The organism is Brevundimonas terrae, assembly GCF_011761985.1.
GTDB classification, from domain to species: Bacteria; Pseudomonadota; Alphaproteobacteria; order Caulobacterales; family Caulobacteraceae; genus Brevundimonas; species Brevundimonas terrae.
This window is the reverse complement of sequence record NZ_JAASQT010000005.1, coordinates 153,862-175,648: the sequence shown is the minus strand read 5'-3', so window position 1 is coordinate 175,648 and position 21,787 is coordinate 153,862. Positions and strand designations below refer to the sequence as shown.

The window sequence follows — 21,787 nt, the reverse complement described above, 5'->3', positions numbered from 1 at the left end:
CTTCCCTGTCAACCCGACCTTTCGATCTTTCTCAGAACCGATCCCGAAGAACCAAACCCCTGAAAATCCAGATACACAGTAGCATCCAGAAGGCTAACCCCGCCGCCGAACCGCTCCGAAGAACCGCCCGCCGCCGAGGAAGCGGTGTATAGGTCCGCCCCCTTCCGAGGGCAACCATTATTTCAAAAAAGTGCCATTTATCCGACAGATCAGCGATCACTCAGCCGGATTGCCGCTCCATCTGCAATGCTTTGAGCGCACAGCACTGCACCTCTACATATATAGGGGCGCATATTTACACCCCATGACAGCCAGTCGACCATCATGAATGGCCCTCTTTTCTCGCAAAATGGCGCATGTTTGCATCTTTTTTGCACAAGTGCGCAGATGCACGGTTGCAATGCAGCACGGCGTTCGGCATAAACCCGTTCACCAACTAACGAGGTAGCCCCTGTGAGCACGGCTTCACACATCGCGATGACTGCAACGACCGCCACGGAATCGACCGTGCGCTCGTTCGTTCGCGTGCTCCTCGTATCGGTACTTATTACCCCGCTCCGACGAGCGGCGTGGATGCCTGTAACCTGACATAAGAAAACCCGTCAGAACTGCACCACCCCGCTCTCCATCTGGAAGCGGGGTTTTTTCATGCTCGTTTCCAATCCCGCCTCTCCTCGCAAGCGACCAGAACCCACAAAACACAATGTCCGACCGCCCCGATCCGAAAAATCCCGCCAATGCCCGCAGTGCCCATGTCACTGAAGGGTCAAGCCGTGCCGCCGCCCGCTCCTATCTGCGGGCCGCCGGTATGCAGGATGCCGATTTCAAAAAGCCGATGATCGGGATCGTGAACACCTGGTCCACGGTTACGCCGTGCAACATGCATCTGGACCGTCTGGCCAAGGATGTTCGTGCAGGTGTTACAGCTGCCGGTGGCTGGCCGGTCGATTTCAACACCATCGTCGTCACCGACGGTATCTCGATGGGCACAGCGGGCATGAAGGCTTCGCTGATCAGCCGTGAAGTGGTCGCCGATTCCATCGAACTGGCCATCGAGGGGCACCAGTTGGATGGCGTCATCTGCATTGTTGGCTGCGACAAGACCATCCCCGCTGCGGCAATGGCTCTGGCCCGTCTGGATATCCCTGGACTGGTCTATTACGGCGGCACCATCATGCCTGGCCGTATCGACGGTCAGGAAGTCTCGGTTCAGGAGGTCTTCGAGGCCATCGGTGCCCACGGTGCCGGAACGCTGGATGATGCGGGCCTGAAAAAAGTCGAGAGCGCCGTCTGTCCGGGGGCCGGTGCCTGTGGTGGCCAGTTCACTGCCAACACCATGGCCATGGCCCTGTCGATGATGGGCATCTCGCCCATGGGGGCCAATGACGTTCCCGCCGTCGATCCGGACAAGGCCGCCGAAGGTTTCCGCTGTGGCCAGTTGGCGGTCGAGCGCGTCTTTGCCGGTGACAACGCCCGCAAATACATCACCCGTGCCAGCTTGAAGAATGCCGCCATTGCCTGTTCGGCCTCCGGTGGCTCGACCAATGCCGTCATGCACCTGACCGCCATTGCCGCCGAGGCCGGTATCGATTTCGGTATCGAGGACTGCCATCAGGCCTGTGTCGAGGCTCCGGTCATCTGTGACCTGAAACCGGGTGGACGTTTTCTGGCCTCGCACCTGTATGTCGCCGGTGGCACGCGTTTGGTGGCCAAGCGTCTGGCCGAAGCGGGCAAGATCGTGAACACCCCGACCGTTTCGGGGGAGAGCCTGTTTGCAGAAGCCGCCAAGGCCGAGGAAGCCCCCGGCCAACAGGTCGTCACCACCGTCGATGCGCCTGTCATGGCGCGCGGCTCCTATGCAGTCATCTATGGCAATGTCGCCCCCGAGGGCGCGATCATCAAGCTGACCGGCCACAAGGTCGATCGCTTTACCGGTCCGGCCAAGGTCTATGACTGCGAGGAAGACGCCTTTGCCGCCGTCCAGTCGGGCGAGGCGGGCGAAGGCGATGTCATCATCATCCGCTACGAAGGCCCCAAGGGTGGTCCCGGTATGCGCGAGATGCTGCAGATCACCGCCGCCCTGAAGGGTCGCAAGGTCGAGAATGTCGCCCTGTTGACCGATGGTCGTTTCTCGGGGGCGTCCTATGGCTTTGTGGCCGGACACGTTTCGCCCGAGGCCGCTGTCGGTGGCCCCATCGCTCTGGTCGAGACCGGCGACACCATCACCATCGACGTTCCCAATCGCCGCATCGACACCGATGCCGATCTGACCGCGCGCCGCGCCGCCTTCACTCTGCGTGAACTGCGCGAGGCCCGTGGCGTCTTTGCCAAATACCGCGCCAGCGTCGCTTCGGCTTCGCAGGGTGCCGTGACCATCCCGAACCCGCCTCCGGCCCAGACGCCGGATCGCTATCAAACCACTGCCGCTACCCAGCCCGTTTCCGAGGACGCCTGAACCATGGCCATCACCATCTACACCAACGAAGACATCAAGCCGGGCGCTATCGCCGGCGAGAAGATCGCCATCATCGGCTATGGCTCGCAAGGTCGCGCCCATGCCCAGAACCTGAAAGACTCCGGCCATGACGTGATTGTCGGTGTTCGCCACGGCGGCACCGGCTGGAAGCACGCCACCGAAGACGGTCTGGCGACTGCCGAACCCGCCGACGCCGTCAAGGATGCGGACATCATCGCCATCCTGACGCCCGACATGGTTCAGGCCGAGGTCTATAAAGACATCATCGAACCGAACGCCAAGAAGGGCTCGGCCCTGCTGTTCGCGCACGGCTTCTCGATCATCTATGGGCGCATCACCCCGCGTGACGACATGGATGTCATTCTGGTTGCGCCCAAGGGTCCGGGTGATCTGGTCCGCCGCGAGTTCCAGCGCGGTCGCGGTGTGCCGTCACTGTTCGCCATCGAAAAAGACGTCACCGGCAAGGCCCGTGACCGTGCCATGGGCTATGCCAAGGGCAATGGCGGTGCGACCGGCGGCCTCTTGGAAACCACCTTCCGCGAAGAAACCGAAACCGATCTGTTCGGTGAACAGGCCGTCCTGTGCGGCGGGGCCAAGGAACTGGTTATCCGTGGCTTCAACACTCTGGTTGATGCGGGCTACCAGCCCGAGATCGCCTATTTCGAATGCCTGCACGAGCTGAAGCTGATCGTGGACCTGTTCTACGAGGGCGGCATTTCCAAGATGCACCACTTCATCTCCGAGACCGCCAAATGGGGCGCTCTGGTATCCGGTCCGCGCGTCGTCAATGACGAGACGGCCGATCGCATGAAGGACGTTCTGAACGACATCCAGTCGGGCGAGTTTGCCCGTCGCTGGATCGAAGAGAACGAGCAGGGCAAGCCCGAATACGAAGCCCTGATGCAGAAAGACCGCGACACCCAGATCGAAGAGGTCGGTGCCCGTCTGCGTGATCGTATGGCCTGGTTGCAGGCTTCCAAACCCAAAGCTGCCTAAGCGCTTCCCCCACGGACCCCGCCCAGATGACCGTTTCCACCATTCAAATGCCCGCCCACGAGACCACCGCCCAAACCGGTGCCAGCCTCGTCGTCTCCACTCTGGAGCGGATGGGCGTGGATGTGGTGTTCGGCTATCCGGGCGGGGCCATCATGCCGATCTATGATGCCATCGCCGGATCGGGCGTGCGTCACTATCTGTGCCGCCACGAGCAGGGCGCTGCCTTTGCCGCCGATGCCTATGCCCGTACATCGGGCAAGGTCGGCGTCTGCATGGCCACGTCCGGCCCGGGGGCCACCAATCTGGTCACCGGCATTGCCAATGCCATGCTGGATTCGGTTCCCATGGTCTGCATCACCGGCAATGTCGCCCAAGGCGTCATGGGCACCGATGCCTTTCAGGAAGTCGACATCATGGGCGTGACCATGCCTCTGGTGAAGCACTCCTATTTGGTGCGCGATGCCGCCGACATTCCGGCCATCATCGAGGAAGCCTTCCATATTGCGCGCTCGGGTCGTCCGGGGCCGGTCCTGATCGACCTGCCCAAGGACATCCAGTTCCAGACGACGGCTGAAACCCGCGCCTTCCATCTGCCGAACGACAATGCCATCGCCGACAGCGCCTCGATCAGGGCCGCTGCCGATGCCATCCGTTCGGCCAAGCGCCCCATTATATATATAGGGGGCGGTGCCAAGATCTCGGGCGCGGTCGAAACCGTGCGCGAATTCGCGGCCATGACCGGCATTCCGCAGGTCTCGACCCTGAACGCCTTGGGCACCATCCCGACGGGGCAGGATAATTATCTGGGCATGCTGGGTATGCACGGCACGCGTGCCGCCAATGATGCGGTTCAGGCGTCCGACCTGCTGATCGTTGTCGGCGCCCGTTTCGATGACCGCGCCACCGGCAAGCTGGCCGAGTTCGCACCCAATGCCGGTGTGATCCATTTCGATGTCGATGCATCTGAAATCGGCAAGCTGCGTGCGGTGGCTGTTCCGGTCGTTGGTGACCTGAAACCCAATCTGGAAGCCCTGAACCGCGAACTGGCGGCAGGTGACACTATTAATGTGCGCGACTGGTCCGACCAGTGCCGCGCCCAGATGGCGCAGTGTGCGGTTGATTATAATGCACCGGGTGACGGCGTTTTCGCCCCCGCCCTGCTGTACCAACTGTCCGAAATGGCAGGACCATCCTTCATCGCCGCCTGCGATGTCGGTCAGCACCAGATGTGGGTCGCCCAGCATTGCGCGTTCTCGCGCCCGCAAGCCCACATCACCTCGGGTGGTCTGGGGGCGATGGGCTTTGGCCTGCCTGCCGGTATCGGGGCCAAGCTGGCCGATCCCGATGCCTGCGTTGTCACCATCACCGGCGACGGCGGGGTGATGATGAACATTCAGGAACTGGCCACGGTCAACCGCTTCAAGATTCCGCTGAAGATCGTGCTGTTGGACAATTCGCGTCTGGGCATGGTGCGCCAGTGGCAGGAGTTCTTCTTCGAGCGGAACTTCTCTGAGATCGACCTGTCCGACAATCCCGACTTCGTAAAGGTGGCCGAGGCCTTCGGCATCGAAGCCTTCCGTATCGACCACAAGGATCAGGTCACGGACGGCCTGAAACGCCTGCTGGAAACCGACGGCCCCATTCTGGCGCACGTCATTATCAACCCCGAGGACAATGTCTGGCCGCTGGTGCCGCCGGGCAAGAACAACTCTGAAATGATGGAGGGCTCGCGATGAGCAACATGATCCACATCCAGATCGACCGTGCCGACGGTTCGCTTCAGCGCCTGATCGGTCTGGTGGAGCGTCGCGGGTTTGAAATCCACGGCATGAGCATGACGGATTTCCACACCGGCATGGGCGGCGACTGGCGCACCCTGACCCTCAATGTGGCCAGCCGCGACGGCACCCGCTGCGTCGACAATCTGGGCCGCCAGATCGACCGCCTTTTCGGGGTTCGTCGCGTCGAGGACACCGCTTCGGCCAACGCCGCCTAAGTCCCAATATCGAGCCCTCTATATAATTATAAAGTATGCCGGATGCGTCCGGCCCTTAAACACGCGGCCCCGCCGCAGACTGGACTGACGAAACAATGAAGCCGCTGGCCCAAAAAATCTGGTTCAATGGACACCTGACAGCATGGGAAAACTGCACCGTCCACGTGATGAGCCACGCGCTTCACTACGGCACCTCGGTGTTCGAGGGCATCCGCGTCTATGACACCCCGAACGGCCCATGCGGTTTTCGCCTGACCGACCATGTGCGCCGTCTGCATGACAGCGCCCGCATCTACCACTTCCCCATGCCCTATTCGGTCGAGGAACTGGTTCAGGCGTGCCGCGACACCGTCGCTTCCGAGGGGCTGAAGTCGGCCTATATCCGCCCGCTGGCCTTTTTGGGCGCATGCGGCATGGGCGTGACCCCGTCGCCGGATGCCATCAAGACCGACATCATGATCGCCGCCTTCCCGTGGGGGGCCTATCTGGGCGAGGAAGCTCTGGAAAAAGGCGTCGATGCCTGTGTCTCCAGCTGGAACCGCGTTGCGCCCAACACCATCCCCAGCGGAGCCAAGGCGGGCGGCAACTATCTGTCCGGCTATCTGATCGGTCGCGAGGCCCGCACGGGCGGCTATGGCGAAGGCATCGCTCTGGGCGCGGACGGCCTGTTGTCCGAAGGCGCGGGCGAGAACCTGTTCGTCGTGCGTGACCATGTGCTGATGACCCCGCCGTCCTCGTCCTCGATCCTGCAAGGCATCACCCGCGACAGCGTCATCAAGCTGGCGCGCGGGCTGGGCTATGAGGTGCGCGAACAGTCGATGACCCGCGAAAGCCTGTATGTCGCCGACGAGGTCTTCATGACCGGCACCGCCGCCGAAATCACCCCCGTCCGCTCGGTTGACGGCATCCCCACCCGCGCCGCTGGCCCCGGTCCGGTGACCAAGGCCGTCAACAAGGCTTTCCGCGGATTGTTCGATGGCAGCACGCCGGATCGTTACGGTTGGCTTGAACCGATTCATCAATCGGTTAATGCATTAGATAACGCGCAGTTTGAGCCAGCCTGAGATCATGTCGAATACCCAGCCCCAAACCCTGTATGAAAAAGTCTGGCAACGTCACGTCGTCGTGGCCGAGACGCAATCCACCCCCGGTGTGATGTATGTGGACCTGCATCTGGTTCACGAGGTCACCTCGCCGCAGGCCTTTGCAGAACTGGATGCTCGCGGCCTGAAGGTGCGCCGCCCTGATCGCACCTTTGCCACGCTGGACCATTCCACCCCGACCCTGCCCTCCGGTCCTGACGGCAAGCTGCCCTATGTCACCGAGCAGGCTCGCAAACAGGTCGAGACTCTGGAAGCCAATACCAAGCGCCACGGCATCGAACTGGCAGGCTGGGACAGTGACCAGCGCGGCGTGGTCCACGTCATGGGCCCCGAACTGGGCCTGACCCAGCCGGGTATGACGGTTGTTTGCGGTGACAGCCATACCGCCACCCACGGCGCCTTCGGCGCTCTGGCCTTTGGTATCGGCACATCAGAGGTTGGCTATACTCTGGCCACCCAGTGCCTGATCCAGCGCAAGGCCAAGACCCTGCGCGTGACGGTGAACGGTCAACTGCAAAACGGCGTGTCGGGCAAGGATGTGGCTCTGGCCATCATCGCCACCATCGGCTTTGGCGGTGGCACCGGCTATGTCATCGAATATGCGGGCGAGGCCATCCGTTCGCTGGACATGGAAGGGCGCATGACCCTGTGCAACATGTCCATCGAAGCGGGGGCGCGGGCGGGTATGATCGCGCCCGACGAAAAGACCATCGAGTGGCTGCGCGGTCGCCGCTTTGCACCCGCCGACTATGAGGCCGCCGCCAGGGATTGGCTGTCACTGGCCTCCGACGAAGGCGCGGTCTTCGACAAGGAAGTGACGCTGGACGGCGCTCAAATCCGCCCTATGGCGACATGGGGCACCACGCCCGACGCCGCCATTCCGGTTGGCGAGGCCGCCCCCCAGCCTCAATCCGAATCCGATGCCAAGGCGCTGGCCTATATGGGCTTTACCGCCGGACAGGCCACGACCAGCGAAAAGGTCGATGTGGTCTTTGTCGGCTCGTGCACCAATGGCCGCCTGTCGGACATGCGCATCACAGCCTCGGTCCTGAAGGGCCGCAAGGTCGCCGATGGCGTGCGGATGCTGGTCGTCCCCGGCTCCGAAGCCGTCCGCAAACAGGCCGAAGCCGAGGGCCTGCACACCATCGTCACCGCCGCCGGTGCCGAATGGCGCATCCCCGGCTGTTCCATGTGCATCGCCATGAACGGCGATGTCGTGGGCGAGGGCCAGCTATGCGTCTCGACCTCCAACCGCAATTTCGAAGGCCGTCAGGGCAAGGGTGCCCGCACCATTCTGGCCAGCCCCGCCACCGCCGCCGCCAGTGCCATTGCCGGCCATCTGGCCACCGCCGAGGAGATCGCCTGATGGAACCGTTTGCCAAACTGACATCCAAGGTCGTCGTCCTGTCGCAGGCCAATATCGACACCGACCAGATCATCCCGGCCCGTTTCCTGACCACCACCACGCGTGAGGGTCTGGGCGATCTGGCCTTTTATGACTGGCGCTATGAGGACGACGGTTCGGCCAAGCCCGAGGCCATCCTGAACCGCATCGACCCGAGCGAGCACCGCATCCTGCTGGGTGGCCCGAACTTCGCCTGTGGCTCGTCGCGCGAACACGCGCCGTGGGCGCTGCTAGACTATGGCTTCCGTGCGATCATCTCGACCGAGATTGCCGACATCTTCACGTCCAATGCCCTGAAGAACGGCCTTCTGCCCATCGTCGTATCTCAGGACGTCTGGGACGATCTGGCGCAAAATCAGGACCAGCCCGTCAGCATCGATCTGGAAAACAACCAGATCCAGCGCGGCAATGCCGCCCCTGTCGGCTTCAAGGTCGAGGCCTTTGCCCGCCAGTGCATGCTCGACGGCGTCGATACGCTTGGCTGGCTTCTGGCCAAGGACACCCAGATCGCCGCGTTTGAAACCACCCGCAACGACACCGCCCCCCAAAGGACAGCACCATGAGCGAGAAACGTAATTTCAACATCGTCGTCCTGCCGGGTGACGGCGTCGGCCCCGAAGTGACCAAGGCCGCCCAGCGCGTCCTGACCTGTCTGGGCGACATCTATGGCCACACCTTCAGCTTCACCGAACACCTGATCGGCGGCGCGGCCATTGATGCGACAGGCACACCCCTGCCCAAGGAAACCGAAGCGGCCTGCGTGGCCGCAGACGCTGTGCTGCTGGGCGCGGTCGGTGATCCGAAATATGACGGCAAGCCGGTTCGCCCAGAGCAGGGCCTGCTGACGATCCGCAAATCTATGGGCCTGTTTGCCAATCTGCGCCCGTTGCAGGTGTCTCCGGCCCTGTCGCACCGCTCGCCCCTGAAGCGCGAAATCGTCGAGGGTACCGACCTGCTGGTGTTCCGCGAACTGACCGGCGGCGTCTATTTCGGCGAACGCACCCGCACCGATACCTCGGCCTCGGACCTGTGCACCTATACGGTTGAAGAAATCGAGCGCGTCACCCGCGCCGCCTTCAAGGCTGCCGAGCAACGCCGTGGCAAGGTCACCTCGGTGGACAAGGCCAATGTGATGGAAACCTCGCGCCTGTGGCGTGAAACCGTCACCCGCATCCATGCCGAGGAATTCCCCAATGTGACGCTGGAACATGCCTTGGTGGATTCGGCCGCCATGCACCTGATCCTGCGTCCGCGCGACTATGATGTGATCCTGACCGAGAACATGTTCGGCGATATCCTGTCGGATGAAATCTCGGTTCTGGGTGGTTCGATCGGCCTGTTGCCGTCGGCGTCGCTGGGTTCGGACGGCCCCGGCCTGTTCGAGCCGATCCACGGCTCGGCCCCCGATATCGCAGGACAGGACAAGGCCAATCCCATCGGCACCATCCTGTCGGCAGCCATGATGCTGCGCCACAGCTTCCAACTGGAAGACGAGGCGGATTCCATCGAGGCGGCTGTGGCGGCGGTTCAGGCCTCCAATCAGGTCACCCGTGATCTGGGCGGCGAACTGGGCACCGAGGCCGCCACCCGCGCCATCATCGATGCCATCCGTGCCATCCACTGGGCCGCAGCCCGCCATGTGCCGATGCACTGGGCTTAAAAACTCTGGGCCTAATCCAGCTCTCTGGATTGCAGACAAAAAGAAAGGCGGATCATGCGATCCGCCTTTTTCTTTACGTCCCCCGACTATGCCCTAGCCCGCATCGACCTCGGCTTGAAGAATGGCTGCAAAACGCTGGACCATGGTTTCGCGTTCAACGCCGGCCACTTCGGAATAGCCCGCCGACATTTCGCGGCTGATGGCAACGCCCATAATCATTCCAGCCAACAGACGCGCCCTGCCCGCAGCATGCTTGCCGCCCAGCCATTCTGTCAGCGGCTGGAAGAAGTTCGCATCCGATGTCCGCTGGACAATATCCATGGCCTTGGACGACCCGATCGAGCGCAGCAGCACCAGCAAGCCCGTAAAGCCGTTATCGTCCTCGTCCTCTGGACCTTCGATGATCTGGCGCGCCACCCGCAGACCGAACTCAGTACGATCGCCGTCAATCAGGCTGCGCTTGTTCTTGCAGCTGTCCAGAACGTCGAGGAACAGTTCTTCCTTGCCACCAAAATAGCGTGACACCAAAGCCGCATCCACACCGACATCGCGCGCCACATCACGCATACCGACGTCATCATAGGAATGTGCCATAAAACGCGTACGTGCCGCGTCCAGTATGGCTTGCCGCGTTGCAACCGCATTGCGCGAACGGTGTTTTGCTTCTGGTACCAACGATTAAGCTCATCTGTCGTAAGTGTCACAGTATGAGCTTGTCATCAGCTGTTGACAAGACTTGTATCTCTACGCTTTAAGTCCACGCTTGTTGACTGGCGCCTCCTCCTCTTTTCGCGCGTTTGGTCGGATAACGAGTTCATACCCCAGGAGATTGTGCCAATGCGCACGGTTAAGATCGCGGTGGCGACTGTCTTAGCGACAGCAGCCCTTTACGGCTGTTCAAAAGGTCAGGAAGCCCCGGCCCAAGGCGCGCCACCCGTGACAGTCGCCACGGCGCTGTCCCAACAGGTTGTTGACTGGGACGAGTTCACCGGCCGTTTTGAAGCCACCCGCAATGTTGATGTACGCGCCCGTGTTGGCGGCTATATCCAGCAGGTTCACTTCAAGGACGGTGACTTTGTCCGTCAGGGCCAGCTGCTGTTTACTCTGGACCCGCGCCCTGCCCAGGCTGCTCTGGCCAGCGCCCGCGCCCAGTTGGCACAGGCCGAAGCCCAGTCTGCTCTGGCCAAGGCCGACCTCGCTCGCGCCGAGACCCTGCTGGCTTCGCAAGCTGTCTCGCAAGCCGAGTTCGATGCCAAGAAGGCCGCTGTGCAAACCGCAGATGCCGCACTGGCTGCTGCCAATGCCGCAATCCGCGCCCGCACTCTGGACCTGGAATTCACCCGCGTCACCGCCCCGATCTCGGGCCGCGTGTCCGACCGTCGCGTCGATCCGGGCAACCTGATCGGTGGCGGCTCCTCGGCCGGTGACATCCTGACGACCATCGTTTCGAGTTCGCCGATCTATTTCGTCTTTGACGGTTCCGAAGCGACCGCCCTGAAATATCAGCGCGAATCCGCCAAGGGTGCTGTGCCGATCAAGGTCCGCCTGCAGGACGAAACCGAGTTCACCCACGCCGGTACGCTTGATTTCACCGACAACGCCATTGATCCGGCCTCGGGCACGATCCGCCTGCGCGCAGTCATCCCCAATGCCAACGGCTTCCTGAAGCCGGGCATGTATGGTCACGCCCAACTGGCCGGTGCGGCTTCGTATCAGGCCATGCTGGTTCCGGATTCGGCTGTGATTGCCGATGGTCCCCGTCGTCTGGTCTACATCGTTGCCAAGGACGGCACTGTCGGTGCCAAGCCGGTCCAACTGGGTCCGGTTGTCAACGGTCTGCGTGTCGTGCGTAGCGGCCTGACGCCTGATGACCGTGTCATCATCAACGGTCAGCAACGCGCGCGTCCGGGTCAGAAGGTCACGGCCCAGAACGGCGAGATCAAACCTTCGGATGCGGCTGCAAACCCGGCCCCGACGACTGCTGCGTCGACGGCCTCCTCAGCCACCTTCGTCAACGCAGGTTGAGGAAAGAGGGCTTAAGGCCGGAAACTAGATTATGAATTTCTCCCGCTTTTTCATCGATAGGCCGATCTTCGCGATCGTTATCGCCACCTTCATCACTCTGGTGGGGGCGTTTGCCTATCCAAGCCTTCCGCTGGCGCAGTATCCCGATATCGCGCCACCGACCATCACCATCAACACCTCCTATCCGGGGGCCTCGGCCGAGACTCTGGCCGAGACCGTAGCCGCGCCCATCGAGCAAGAAGTCAACGGCGTTGAAGGCATGCTCTATATGTCGTCGTCCTCGACGGCAGATGGTGCCGTGGCCGTGACGGTCACCTTCGAGCCGGGCACAGACCTGGATACCGCACAGGTTCTGGTCCAGAACCGCGTGGCTCTGGCCGAGATGCGCCTGCCCGAAGAAGTGCGTCGCTCCGGCGTGATGGTCAACAAGGCCTCCAGCGGCTTCCTGATGCTGGCGGCGCTTGTTTCCGACGATCCTGCCATCGACACCACCTATCTGGGTAACCTTGCCAACTCGACCGTGCGCGACCGCCTGTTGCGTATCGAGGGCGTCGGCTCGGTTCAGGTGTTCGGCAGCGGCAACTATGCCATGCGTATCTGGATTGACCCGACCAAGGCTGCCGCGCGCAACCTCTCGGCTCAGGACATTGTGGGCGCTCTGCAAGCCCAGAACATCCAGGCCGCCGGTGGCTCGCTGGGTCAGGCTCCGTATCCGGAAAATCCGGCCCAGTTCCAGACTCCGATCGATCTGCAAGGCCGTCTGAAGACCCCCGAGGAATTCGGTCAGGTCGTCATCCGTAGCGATGCACAAGGTCGCGTGACGCGTCTGTCCGATGTGGCCCGTATCGAAATCGGCCCGCAGGACTATGGCGTGAATGCCAGCTTCGACGGCAAGCCGGGCGTCGGCATGGGTATCATCCAGCAACCGGGTGCCAACTCGCTGTCCGCAGCGAAACTGGTTCAAGCCGAGCTGGATGCCATCGCCAAGGACTTCCCTCCGGGCGTCACCTATACCGTCCCCTATAACCCGACCGAGTTCGTTCAGGCCTCGGTAGACTCGGTTATCGGTGCCGTGTTTGAAGCCGTCATTCTGGTGGCGATCGTGGTGCTGGTCTTCCTGCAGACCTGGCGTGCGGCCATCATTCCGGTGGCGGCTATTCCGGTGGCACTGGTGGGTACCTTCGCGGTACTGCTGGGCCTCGGCTACTCGATCAACTCGCTATCTCTGTTCGCGCTTGTTCTGGCCGTGGGTATCGTCGTCGATGACGCCATCATCGTGGTCGAGAACGTCGAACGCTATATCCGTGAAGGCCTGACCCCGCGTGAGGCTGCCTATCGCTCGATGGCCGAGGTTTCGGGCGCGCTGGTCGCCATCTCGCTGGTGCTGACCGCCGTGTTTGTACCGACCGCCTTCATGCCGGGCATTCCGGGTATCTTCTATCGCCAGTTCGCGGTGACCATTGCTACGGCCACCCTGATCTCGCTGCTGTTGTCGCTGACTTTGTCGCCGGCCATGGCTGCCCTGCTGCTCAAGCCGCACAAGGTCCACGACGATCACGCCGCTCGCAAGAAGGGCATCTTCGGTACGATCAGCTATTACATCGGTTGGGCCGGTAACAAGTTCAATACCGGTTTTGACTGGCTGTCCGAGCGCTTTGGTGCCCTGACCGCCCGTCTGGTCCGCATGGTATTTGTGGTTCTGATTGTCTATGTCGGCCTTCTGGCTGTCACCGGCTGGCGTCTGGTTGATACGCCCTCGGGCTTCATTCCCGAGCAGGACCAAGGCGTGCTGATCGGCGTCATCCAGCTTCCGGCAGGGGCCTCGCTCGAGCGTACCTCGGATGTGCTGAACCGTACGCTGAGCATCATCAACGCCAACGAGAACGTGCAGGAAGTTGCTGCTCTGGCCGGTCTTGACGGCTCCAGCTTCTCGATGAGCTCTAACTCGGCCACCATGTTCATCAAGCTGAAGGACTGGGACGACCGTCCGAACAAGGATCAGGCCGCTGCCGCTCTGGCCGGTGCCCTGACGGGTGCTGCCGCACAGATTCAGGATGCGCAAATCTTCATGCTGTCGCCCCCGCCTGTTCAAGGCATGGGTAATGGCGGCTTCAAGATGATGATCCAGGATCGTTCGGGTGCCGGTTACAAAGCCCTCGAAGGCGCAACCTTCGCGATGATGGGCGCTGCTGCCCAAAATCCGAACGACGTCCAGCAGGTCTTCTCGATGTTCAACACCGGATCGCCGCGTATCAGCGCCGATGTTGATCGTAACAAGGCCCTGATGATGGGCGTCCAGCCCTCGCAGGTGTTCGGTACGCTGGGCATCTATCTGGGCTCAAGCTACGTCAACGACTTCAACTATCTGGGCCGCACCTTCCGTGTGACGGCACAGGCAGAGCCGTCGTACCGCGATGACATCTCCGACATCGCCAACCTGAAGGTTCGTTCCAGCTCGGGTGCCATGGTGCCGGTCGGTGCTGTTGCCAACCTGTACGAAGCCTCCGGCCCGTCGCGCGTGGTGCGTTACAACCTGTTCCCCGCCACCGAGCTTCAGGGTCAGGCCGCACCGGGCATTTCCTCGGGTCAGGCCCTGACCTTCATGGAAGGTCTGGCGGAACAAACCCTGCCGAGCGGTTTCGGTTACGAGTGGACCGAAATGGCCTTCCAGGAGAAGGCAGCCGGATCGTCGGCTGTGATGATCTTCGTGCTGGCCGTGGTGTTCGTCTTCCTTGTGCTGGCCGCCCAGTACGAAGCCTTCACCCTGCCTCTGGCGGTTATCCTGATCGTGCCGATGTGTATTCTGGCCGCACTGATCGGGGTCAACCTGACGGGTCTGGACAACAACATCCTTGTTCAGGTGGGTCTGGTGGTTCTGGTCGGCCTTGCCGCGAAGAACGCCATCCTGATCGTCGAGTTCGCCAAACAGGCCGAGGACGAGCAAGGGCTCAACCGCTTCGATGCTGCCGTTCAGGCCGCTCGCCAGCGTCTGCGTCCGATCCTGATGACCTCGTTCGCCTTCATCTTCGGTGTTCTGCCGCTGGCTGTGTCCACCGGTCCGGGTGCCGAGATGCGTCAATCGCTGGGTATCTCTGTGGTATCGGGCATGATTGGTGTGACGGTCTTTGGTCTGCTCTTCACGCCGGTCTTCTATGTCGTGTGTCGCTGGCTCGCGGGCAAACTGCCCCAGGGTCCGCAAAAGGAACGTCAGTTGCCGACCACCTACGGCTCGACCCCGCACGATCCTTTTGACCCCAATGATACGGATCCGGCTCCGGCTGCTCCGCGTCAGGGAGATGCTTGATGTCTGCTAAAATCCGCAACCTGATGATGGCCGCCGGTTCGGCAGCCCTGCTGGCAGCCTGTGCTGTCGGTCCCAAGCCTGTGGTCCCCACCACGCCGGTTTCGTCGCAAGGCGATTTCATCGGTTCCCAGTCTGCTGCGGTTTCGACCGCAGCAGTACAGGGCGACTGGTGGCGTCTGTATAACGACCCGACACTGGACGGCCTGATCGAACAGGCTCTGGCCGAGAACAACCAGCTTGAAGCGGCTACCGCCAATCTGCGCGCTGTCCGTGCCTCGCTGTCGGAAGCCCGCTCGAACCGTCTGCCGTCCACAACGGTGACGGGTGCGGCCAACCGCGCCCAGTCCTCGACCATCACCAACCCAGCAGCCGGCGGTGCCGAACTGCCGGAGGTCGACACCTATGATGTCGGTCTGGACATGTCCTACGAGATCGACCTGTTCGGCCGCGTAGAGTCCACCATCCGTGCGGCCCGTGCCGACCACCGTGCTGCCGAGGCCGCACTGGAGGTTGTGCGTGTGACCGTGGTGGCCGAAACCGCCCGCGCCTATGTCGATACCTGCGCCCTCAACGCACAGGTGGCGGTGGCCGAGCGCACCATCGGTCTGCAGGGCCAAACCGCCGACCTGACCCAGAACCTGCTCAATGCCGGTTCGGGCAATGGTCTGGATGTGGCCCGCGCCCGTGCCGCGCTGGAGCAAACCCGCGCCACCCTGCCGCCTTTGCGCGCAGCCCGTGATGCGGCGCTGTTCCGCCTCGCCACCCTGACGGGCCGCACGCCCGCCGAGGCCAGCGAAGCGGCCAAGGCCTGCAACACCACACCGCAACTGTCGCAGCCGATTCCGGTCGGTGACGGTTCGGCCCTTCTGGCCCGCCGCCCCGACATCCGTCAGGCCGAGGCCAAGCTGGCCGCCGCCGGTGCGCGTGTGAATGTGGCCACGGCCGGTATGTTCCCGTCCGTCCGCCTCGGCGGTTCGCTGGGTTCGACCGCTCTGGACTCGTCGGATCTGGGCAATGACGAGAATTTCCGGTTCTCGGTTGGTCCGCTGATCTCGTGGTCCTTCCCGAACGTGTTCGCGGCGCGGGCCCGTATCAAACAGGCCGATGCCCTCGCCGATGCCGCTTTGGCCGATTATGACCAGACGGTTCTGACCGCGCTTCAGGAAACCGAAACCGCCCTGTCGGCCTATGCCAACGAGCTGGATCGTCAACGTGCCCTGCGCACCGCCCGCGATCAGGCCAAGCGCGCGGCTGAACTGTCGCGCATGCGTTTCGACGCCGGTGTCGACAACTTCCTCAGCGTGCTGGATGCCGAACGGACCCTTGCGGGTACTGACGCGGCTCTGGCCGGTTCGGAACAGTCCGTTGCCAATGCACAGGTCACCCTGTTCAAGGCTCTGGGCGGCAGCTGGACCCAAGACAACTAGGCTTTCACAAGCTTCAAAACTTCAACGCCCGACAAATCTTCTTTGTCGGGCGTTTTTTATGGCCCCTATCTGAAAAATTATCACCACAGAGGTGATGACGTGAAGATGCTTCGGCATTAGTCATGATGGCGTGACACTGACCGCTGATATCCGCTCTGACCTGCCCTCCGCTCCCGCCTCGGGCGCGACGTCGCCACAGGCTGGCTTCGATCAGGCCCGCAAGATCGTGCTCAAGATCGGCTCGTCCCTGCTGTTCGATGCCCGCCGCAAGGAGGCCAACCGTGCATGGCTGGCCGCCTTGGCCGAGGACATTGCCGACCTCCGACACGAAGGCCGCGAGATCATTATCGTCTCGTCCGGTGCCGTGGCCCTTGGCCGTGCCCGCATCCAGACCGACCCGCGCAAGCTGGCCGACAAACAGGCCGCCGCCGCCGTCGGCCAGAGCTTGCTGATGAAGGCATGGGAAGAGGCACTGGCCCCGCATGACCTGATGGCCGGACAAATCCTTTTGACGCGCGACGACACCGAACGCCGCCGTCGCTGGCTGAATGCACGCGCCACCGCACAGGCGCTGTTGGCCCATGGCATCATCCCTGTGGTCAACGAGAACGACACCGTCACCACCGAGGAAATCCGTTACGGCGACAATGACCGTCTGGCCGCCCGCACTGCGCAACTGGTTCAAGCCGATCTGCTGGTCCTGCTCAGCGATGTGGACGGGCTCTATACCGCCGACCCGCGCCGCGATCCTGACGCCAAGCATCTTTCGGTCGTGGAGCGCCTGACCCCCGAGATTCTGGCCATGGGGACAGGGGCCAATAGCGATGCAGGTGTCGGCACAGGCGGCATGGCCACCAAGCTGGCCGCTGTGCAGATCGCAGGCTCTGCCGGATGCGCCACCCTGATTGCCTCGGGCCTCAGTCGCCACCCCATCAAGGCCGTACGCGACGGGGCTAGGTCCACCCTGTTCCACGCCTCGTCCACACCACTGGCCGCATGGAAACAGTGGATCGCCGGAAGTGTCGATCCTGCCGGAAGCCTGACGCTGGATGACGGTGCCGTGCGGGCCTTGCGCGCCGGAAAGAGCCTGTTGCCATCCGGCGTGGTCAAACTGTCAGGCCGGTTTGAAAAGGGCGACAGTGTGCGACTGGTTGATCTCAATGGCTCGCGCTTGGGCGTCGGCCTGATCAACTATCCGCATGACGATGTGGCCCGCATCAAGGGCCAGCATTCGGACGATATCGAAAAGCTGATCGGCTATCGCGGCCCGTCGGTCGTCGTCCACCGCAACGATCTAGTTCTGGAACCGTAATGAGCGACCTGACCACCGCCATGCTGGCGCGGGGCCAGCGCGCCCGTAATGCCGCCCGTCTATTACGCGAAGCCTCAAGCGAGACCCGCACCAAGGCGCTGCGCCTGCTGGCGAACAAGCTGCGCCACAATGCCGATGCCATCCTTGAGGCCAATCAAGTCGATCTGGATCAGGGCCGCGCCAATGGCATGAGCGAGGCTCTGCTGGACAGGCTCGCGCTCAATCCTGCCCGTATCGAAGGCATTGCTGCGGCGGTTGATATTATTGCCGACGTCAAAGACCCTCTGGGTGTGGAAACCGACCGCTGGACCGCCCCCGTCAACGGGCTGGACATTGCCCGCGTTCGCACCCCCATCGGGGTTTTGGGCATCATCTATGAAAGCCGCCCCAATGTGACCGCCGATGCCGCCGCCCTGTGCATCCGCTCGGGCAATGCAGCCATCCTGCGCTGTGGCTCGGACTGTCTTCAATCGTCACTGGCCATTGCCAGACTAATTGGTGAAGCCCTGTCCGAAGCGGGCCTTCCTGCCGATTGCGTGCAACTGGTCGATACGCCCGATCGTGCGGCAGTGGGTCTTATGCTGTCGGGCCTGAATGGCACGATTGACCTGATTGTCCCGCGCGGCGGCAAGAGCCTTGTTGGTCGCGTTCAGGCCGAGGCCCGCGTGGCCGTGCTGTCGCATCTGGAAGGCATGAACCACACCTATGTCCATTCAGGTGCCGATGCCGATATGGCCCGCGCCGTCGTGGTCAATGCCAAGATGCGGCGAGTTTCAGTCTGCGGTGCCACCGAGACCCTGCTAATCGACAAGGCCATTGCGCCCGACCTTCTTCCCCTGATTGCCGCCGATCTGCGCGCCAAGGGCTGTGAGCTACGCGGAGACAGCGCCAGTCGCGCTATTGTGCCGGATATGGTCGCGGCCACACTTGAGGACTGGTCCACCGAATATCTGGCCCCCGTCCTGACGGTGGCTGTGGTCGATAATATCGACGCCGCCATCGCTCATATCGAGCAGTATGGCTCGGGCCATACCGAGGCCATCGTCACCCATGATGCCGAAGCCGCCGCCACCTTCCTGAACCGCGTGGACAGCGCCATCGTGGTCCATAATGCCTCGACCCAATATGCCGATGGCGGCGAGTTCGGCTTTGGCGGTGAGATCGGTATTGCCACCGGTCGTATGCATGCCCGTGGGCCTGTGGGGGCCGAGCAACTGACCACCTACAAATACATGGTGCGCGGACAGGGCCAGACCCGCCCCTAAACATACTCGCAACAGAAAAGGCCGGAGCAAAACTCCGGCCTTTCCATTTTAAGCACTCACGGCCTCAAGTAGCCGAAGGCGGTAGGCGAAAGATTATGCCCCTCAACTAGCCCGATAGGGCGATAGGGGCACTCAAAGAATGAGCTTATGCTCAGCCGCGCTGCGGCAGAGCATAAGCAATCACCTGATCCCCTCGCGGGGTTTCCATGAAGTGATGGCCACCGGTCATGATGACCAGATACTGGCGTCCATTCTGCTCATAGACCATCGGGTTGGCCTGACCGCCTGCGGGCAGGACATCGGACCAGACCGTCTTGCCGGTTTCGATGTCGATGGCGCGGATCAGATCATCGGTTGCCGCAGCAATGAAGATCAAACCGCCCGCCGTTACCACCGAGCCGCCATTGTTTGGCGTGCCGATTTCAACCGGCAGCATGGACGGAATACCGAACGGTCCATTCTTGCGGGCCGTACCGAACGGACGATCCCACAAGGTGCGTCCCGTCCTCAGGTCAATGGTGCGGATGCCGCCATACGGAGGCTGTTTGCACAACAGGCCGGTGAACTTCACGCGCCAGCCGGCATTGACGTTGATGGCATAGGGCACACCCGTTTGCGGATCGCCTGCGCCCTCGGCCTTGGACTTGGAAAGATTGCCACCACGATTGGCTGCTTCTTTTTCGCGCTCGATATAGCGGGGGTCATCACGCGGGAACCAGCCACGCTTGTCGGCCTCGGCACGCGGCACCAGAATATTGTGGTTAGGCATGTCGTTATAGTTGGCCACGATCACTCCGCGTACCGGATCAACCGCCACGCCACCCCAGTCCGAACCCCCATTATAGCCCGGATACTGGATCCAGTGGCGGTCTGCTGTCGGCGGGGTGAAGAAGCCCTCATAGGCCGCCTGACGGAACTGGATGCGACAGAACATCTGGTCAATCGGCGACATGCCCCACATATCGCGCTCGGTCAGATCGGCCTTGCGCAGGGTGTGGAATTTCGAGGTCGGCTGGGTCGGCGTACGCTGTTCCGGTTCAACACCGCCCTGCGGCACCTTGATATTTTCAACCTCGTGCAGCGGCTGGCCAGTCCGGCGGTCCAGCACATAGATGTCGCCCTGTTTGGACGGCAGGATCACAGCCGGAACCATGGTGCCGTTCATCGGCATATCGACCAGCGTCGCCTGCGAGCCAAGATCATAGTCCCACACATCCTTATGGACGGTCTGGTAGTGCCAGCGCGGCTTGCCCGTGGTCACATCCAGCGCCACCAGCGAGGTCGAATATTCGTTCTCGGCCGGACGACGGGTGCCGGAATAATAGTCTGCCGAAGAATTGCCCATCGGCAGGAAGACTAGCCCCAAGGCTTCGTCCGCTGTGGCCGTGGTCCACATATTGGGCGTACCCGGCGTATAGGTCTGGCCTTCCGGTGGCAGGGTCGTGGTTTCAGGACGCATCATGTCCCATGCAAAACGCACAGCCCCCGTCACGGCATCAAAGCCCTGAATAACACCCGAAGCATTCCAGCGGCGCTGGCCATCCAGAACCTGATGGCCCGTCACCACAATGCCGCGCACAATCACAGGGGCCGAGGTAATCGACACCATACCCGGATAGGGATCACCCATACCGTGCTTGATGCTGACAGCGCCGTTCTGTCCAAAGTCCTGACAGGGCTGGCCGTTGCGGGCATCGACCGCGATCAGGCGACCATCCAGCGTGCCTTCGATAATGCGCGAGGCACAGGGCTGGGCCGCATCGACATTGGGCACCTGATAATGGGCCACACCGCGACAGGCCGCCGTATAGGGAATCTGCTCGTCGGAGACCTTGGGATCATAGGTCCATTTTTGCTCGCCGGTTGTAGCATCAATGGCAAACAGGCGATTGCGAGCCGAACAAAGATAAAGGGTATCGCCGATCTTGAGCGGTGTGGTCTCCGCCCCCCAGCGTTCTTCAGGCAGATCGCCTGTACGGAACATCCAGGCCCGTTCCAGCTTGCCCACATTGTCGCGGGTGATCTGGGTCAACGGCGAATAGCGCTGCGCACTGTCAGAGCCACCCCATGCGGGCCAGTCACTATTGACCTTCAGCACAGCGGGATCGCCGATCAGGTCCTGACCGGCTGCCGGTACGGGGTGGGTAATGCTTGCCCGATTGGCAAAGCCGACAATCACACCGCCAAGGATACAAACCACGGCGAGGGCTCCAAAACCGCCCAGCACAGCCATACCGCCGCGCTCGCGTTTCAGTCCCCCCAGCGAAAGAATGACCGGCACAAGTAATACCAGCGGCGCGATCACACGGGGCACCAGCGCCCAGCCGTTCAGGCCGACCTCCCAGATCGCCCAGGCCACGGTGCCGATCACAATCAGCACATAGAGCCACGCGCCCCAGAGCCTTTGCAGGAACAACAGGACACCGCTGACCACCATTAAGGCACCGGTCAACAGGTAGTAATAAGACCCGCCCAGTATCGCCAACTGGATACCGCCAATCACCAGCGTCAGCCCGATAATGGCAATCACGACGCCCAGAATTCGTATCAGGATGCTTCCTACACCCGCACCGCGTTCAACCCTCGCCATGACAGCTCCTCCCTGAGTTGCATGGGAGATTGAACCCCGTCGAGAGAACTCCGTTCCCCCTGCGGCTGCCTACAGCCTAGCTATGTGATACACACAACTGCGAAACACTCTCAAACACTACGAATATTTATATCGCGGCGCAGCATTTTACCCGCACAGAAAATGCAAATTACTTACACGCTCAGCAATAAAATATATCCTTTAGATATTTTATATCGCCATTTAGAA

The 21,787-nt window shown here is 61.9% G+C and carries 15 protein-coding genes; 13 read left to right on the top strand and 2 right to left on the bottom strand.

The window, feature by feature from the left end; genetic code table 11:
* Nucleotides 1-703: 703 nt before the first annotated feature.
* The 8 genes from ilvD to leuB all read left to right on the top strand — a co-directional run bounded on the left by ilvD (nucleotide 704) and on the right by leuB (nucleotide 9,636).
* Nucleotides 704-2,455 carry a dihydroxy-acid dehydratase gene (gene ilvD, locus FHS64_RS12055; RefSeq protein ID WP_167178611.1) on the top strand — a complete coding sequence of 584 codons (1,752 nt, stop codon included), beginning with the start codon at nucleotides 704-706 and terminating at the stop codon, nucleotides 2,453-2,455.
* A 9-nt stretch (nucleotides 2,456-2,464) separates the two neighbouring features.
* A complete protein-coding gene (gene ilvC / locus FHS64_RS12050) occupies nucleotides 2,465-3,472 on the top strand; it encodes a ketol-acid reductoisomerase (RefSeq protein ID WP_425542282.1) in 1,008 nt (335 codons plus the stop codon).
* 26 nt (nucleotides 3,473-3,498) lie between these two features.
* Nucleotides 3,499-5,208 carry an acetolactate synthase 2 catalytic subunit gene (gene ilvG / locus FHS64_RS12045; protein ID WP_167178607.1) on the top strand — a complete coding sequence of 570 codons (1,710 nt, stop codon included), beginning with the start codon at nucleotides 3,499-3,501 and terminating at the stop codon, nucleotides 5,206-5,208.
* Nucleotides 5,205-5,468, top strand: coding sequence for an ACT domain-containing protein (locus FHS64_RS12040; protein ID WP_167178606.1), 264 nt, complete (start codon nucleotides 5,205-5,207; stop codon nucleotides 5,466-5,468). Before ilvG ends, FHS64_RS12040 begins: the two co-directional genes overlap by 4 nt.
* A 95-nt stretch (nucleotides 5,469-5,563) precedes the next feature.
* Nucleotides 5,564-6,532, top strand: coding sequence for a branched-chain amino acid transaminase (locus tag FHS64_RS12035; protein ID WP_167178604.1), 969 nt, complete (start codon nucleotides 5,564-5,566; stop codon nucleotides 6,530-6,532).
* 4 nt (nucleotides 6,533-6,536) lie between these two features.
* Nucleotides 6,537-7,937, top strand: coding sequence for a 3-isopropylmalate dehydratase large subunit (gene leuC / locus FHS64_RS12030; RefSeq protein WP_167178640.1), 1,401 nt, complete (start codon nucleotides 6,537-6,539; stop codon nucleotides 7,935-7,937).
* Nucleotides 7,934-8,539, top strand: coding sequence for a 3-isopropylmalate dehydratase small subunit (gene leuD, locus FHS64_RS12025; RefSeq protein WP_208380940.1), 606 nt, complete (start codon nucleotides 7,934-7,936; stop codon nucleotides 8,537-8,539). Before leuC ends, leuD begins: the two co-directional genes overlap by 4 nt.
* Nucleotides 8,536-9,636, top strand: coding sequence for a 3-isopropylmalate dehydrogenase (leuB, locus tag FHS64_RS12020; RefSeq protein WP_167178600.1), 1,101 nt, complete (start codon nucleotides 8,536-8,538; stop codon nucleotides 9,634-9,636). Before leuD ends, leuB begins: the two co-directional genes overlap by 4 nt.
* Before the next feature lie 93 nt (nucleotides 9,637-9,729).
* Here leuB and FHS64_RS12015 read toward each other — a convergent pair whose 3' ends face one another.
* A complete protein-coding gene (locus FHS64_RS12015) occupies nucleotides 9,730-10,311 on the bottom strand; it encodes a TetR/AcrR family transcriptional regulator (protein WP_279588501.1) in 582 nt (193 codons plus the stop codon).
* Nucleotides 10,312-10,473: 162 nt separating this feature from the next.
* Between FHS64_RS12015 and FHS64_RS12010 the strand changes: the two genes are divergently transcribed.
* The 5 genes from FHS64_RS12010 to FHS64_RS11990 all read left to right on the top strand — a co-directional run bounded on the left by FHS64_RS12010 (nucleotide 10,474) and on the right by FHS64_RS11990 (nucleotide 18,969).
* Entirely contained in the window at nucleotides 10,474-11,661 is a 1,188-nt protein-coding gene (locus FHS64_RS12010; RefSeq protein WP_167178598.1) for an efflux RND transporter periplasmic adaptor subunit, read from the top strand.
* Nucleotides 11,662-11,692: 31 nt separating this feature from the next.
* Nucleotides 11,693-14,965 carry an efflux RND transporter permease subunit gene (locus FHS64_RS12005; protein ID WP_167178597.1) on the top strand — a complete coding sequence of 1,091 codons (3,273 nt, stop codon included), beginning with the start codon at nucleotides 11,693-11,695 and terminating at the stop codon, nucleotides 14,963-14,965.
* Nucleotides 14,965-16,392, top strand: coding sequence for an efflux transporter outer membrane subunit (locus tag FHS64_RS12000; RefSeq protein ID WP_167178596.1), 1,428 nt, complete (start codon nucleotides 14,965-14,967; stop codon nucleotides 16,390-16,392). The genes FHS64_RS12005 and FHS64_RS12000 overlap by 1 nt, the downstream gene beginning before the upstream one ends.
* A 160-nt stretch (nucleotides 16,393-16,552) precedes the next feature.
* The gene (gene proB / locus FHS64_RS11995; protein ID WP_167178638.1) at nucleotides 16,553-17,704 is read left to right on the top strand and encodes a glutamate 5-kinase; all 1,152 of its coding nucleotides are present in this window, start codon (nucleotides 16,553-16,555) and stop codon (nucleotides 17,702-17,704) included.
* Nucleotides 17,704-18,969, top strand: coding sequence for a glutamate-5-semialdehyde dehydrogenase (locus FHS64_RS11990; RefSeq protein WP_167178595.1), 1,266 nt, complete (start codon nucleotides 17,704-17,706; stop codon nucleotides 18,967-18,969). The genes proB and FHS64_RS11990 overlap by 1 nt, the downstream gene beginning before the upstream one ends.
* Nucleotides 18,970-19,120: 151 nt before the next feature.
* On the opposite strand, the gene FHS64_RS11985 is transcribed toward FHS64_RS11990, so the two are convergent.
* Nucleotides 19,121-21,559 (bottom strand): membrane-bound PQQ-dependent dehydrogenase, glucose/quinate/shikimate family, encoded by a 2,439-nt coding sequence (locus FHS64_RS11985; RefSeq protein ID WP_167178594.1) that lies wholly within the window; start codon nucleotides 21,557-21,559, stop codon nucleotides 19,121-19,123.
* Between the last annotated feature and the right edge of the window lie 228 nt (nucleotides 21,560-21,787).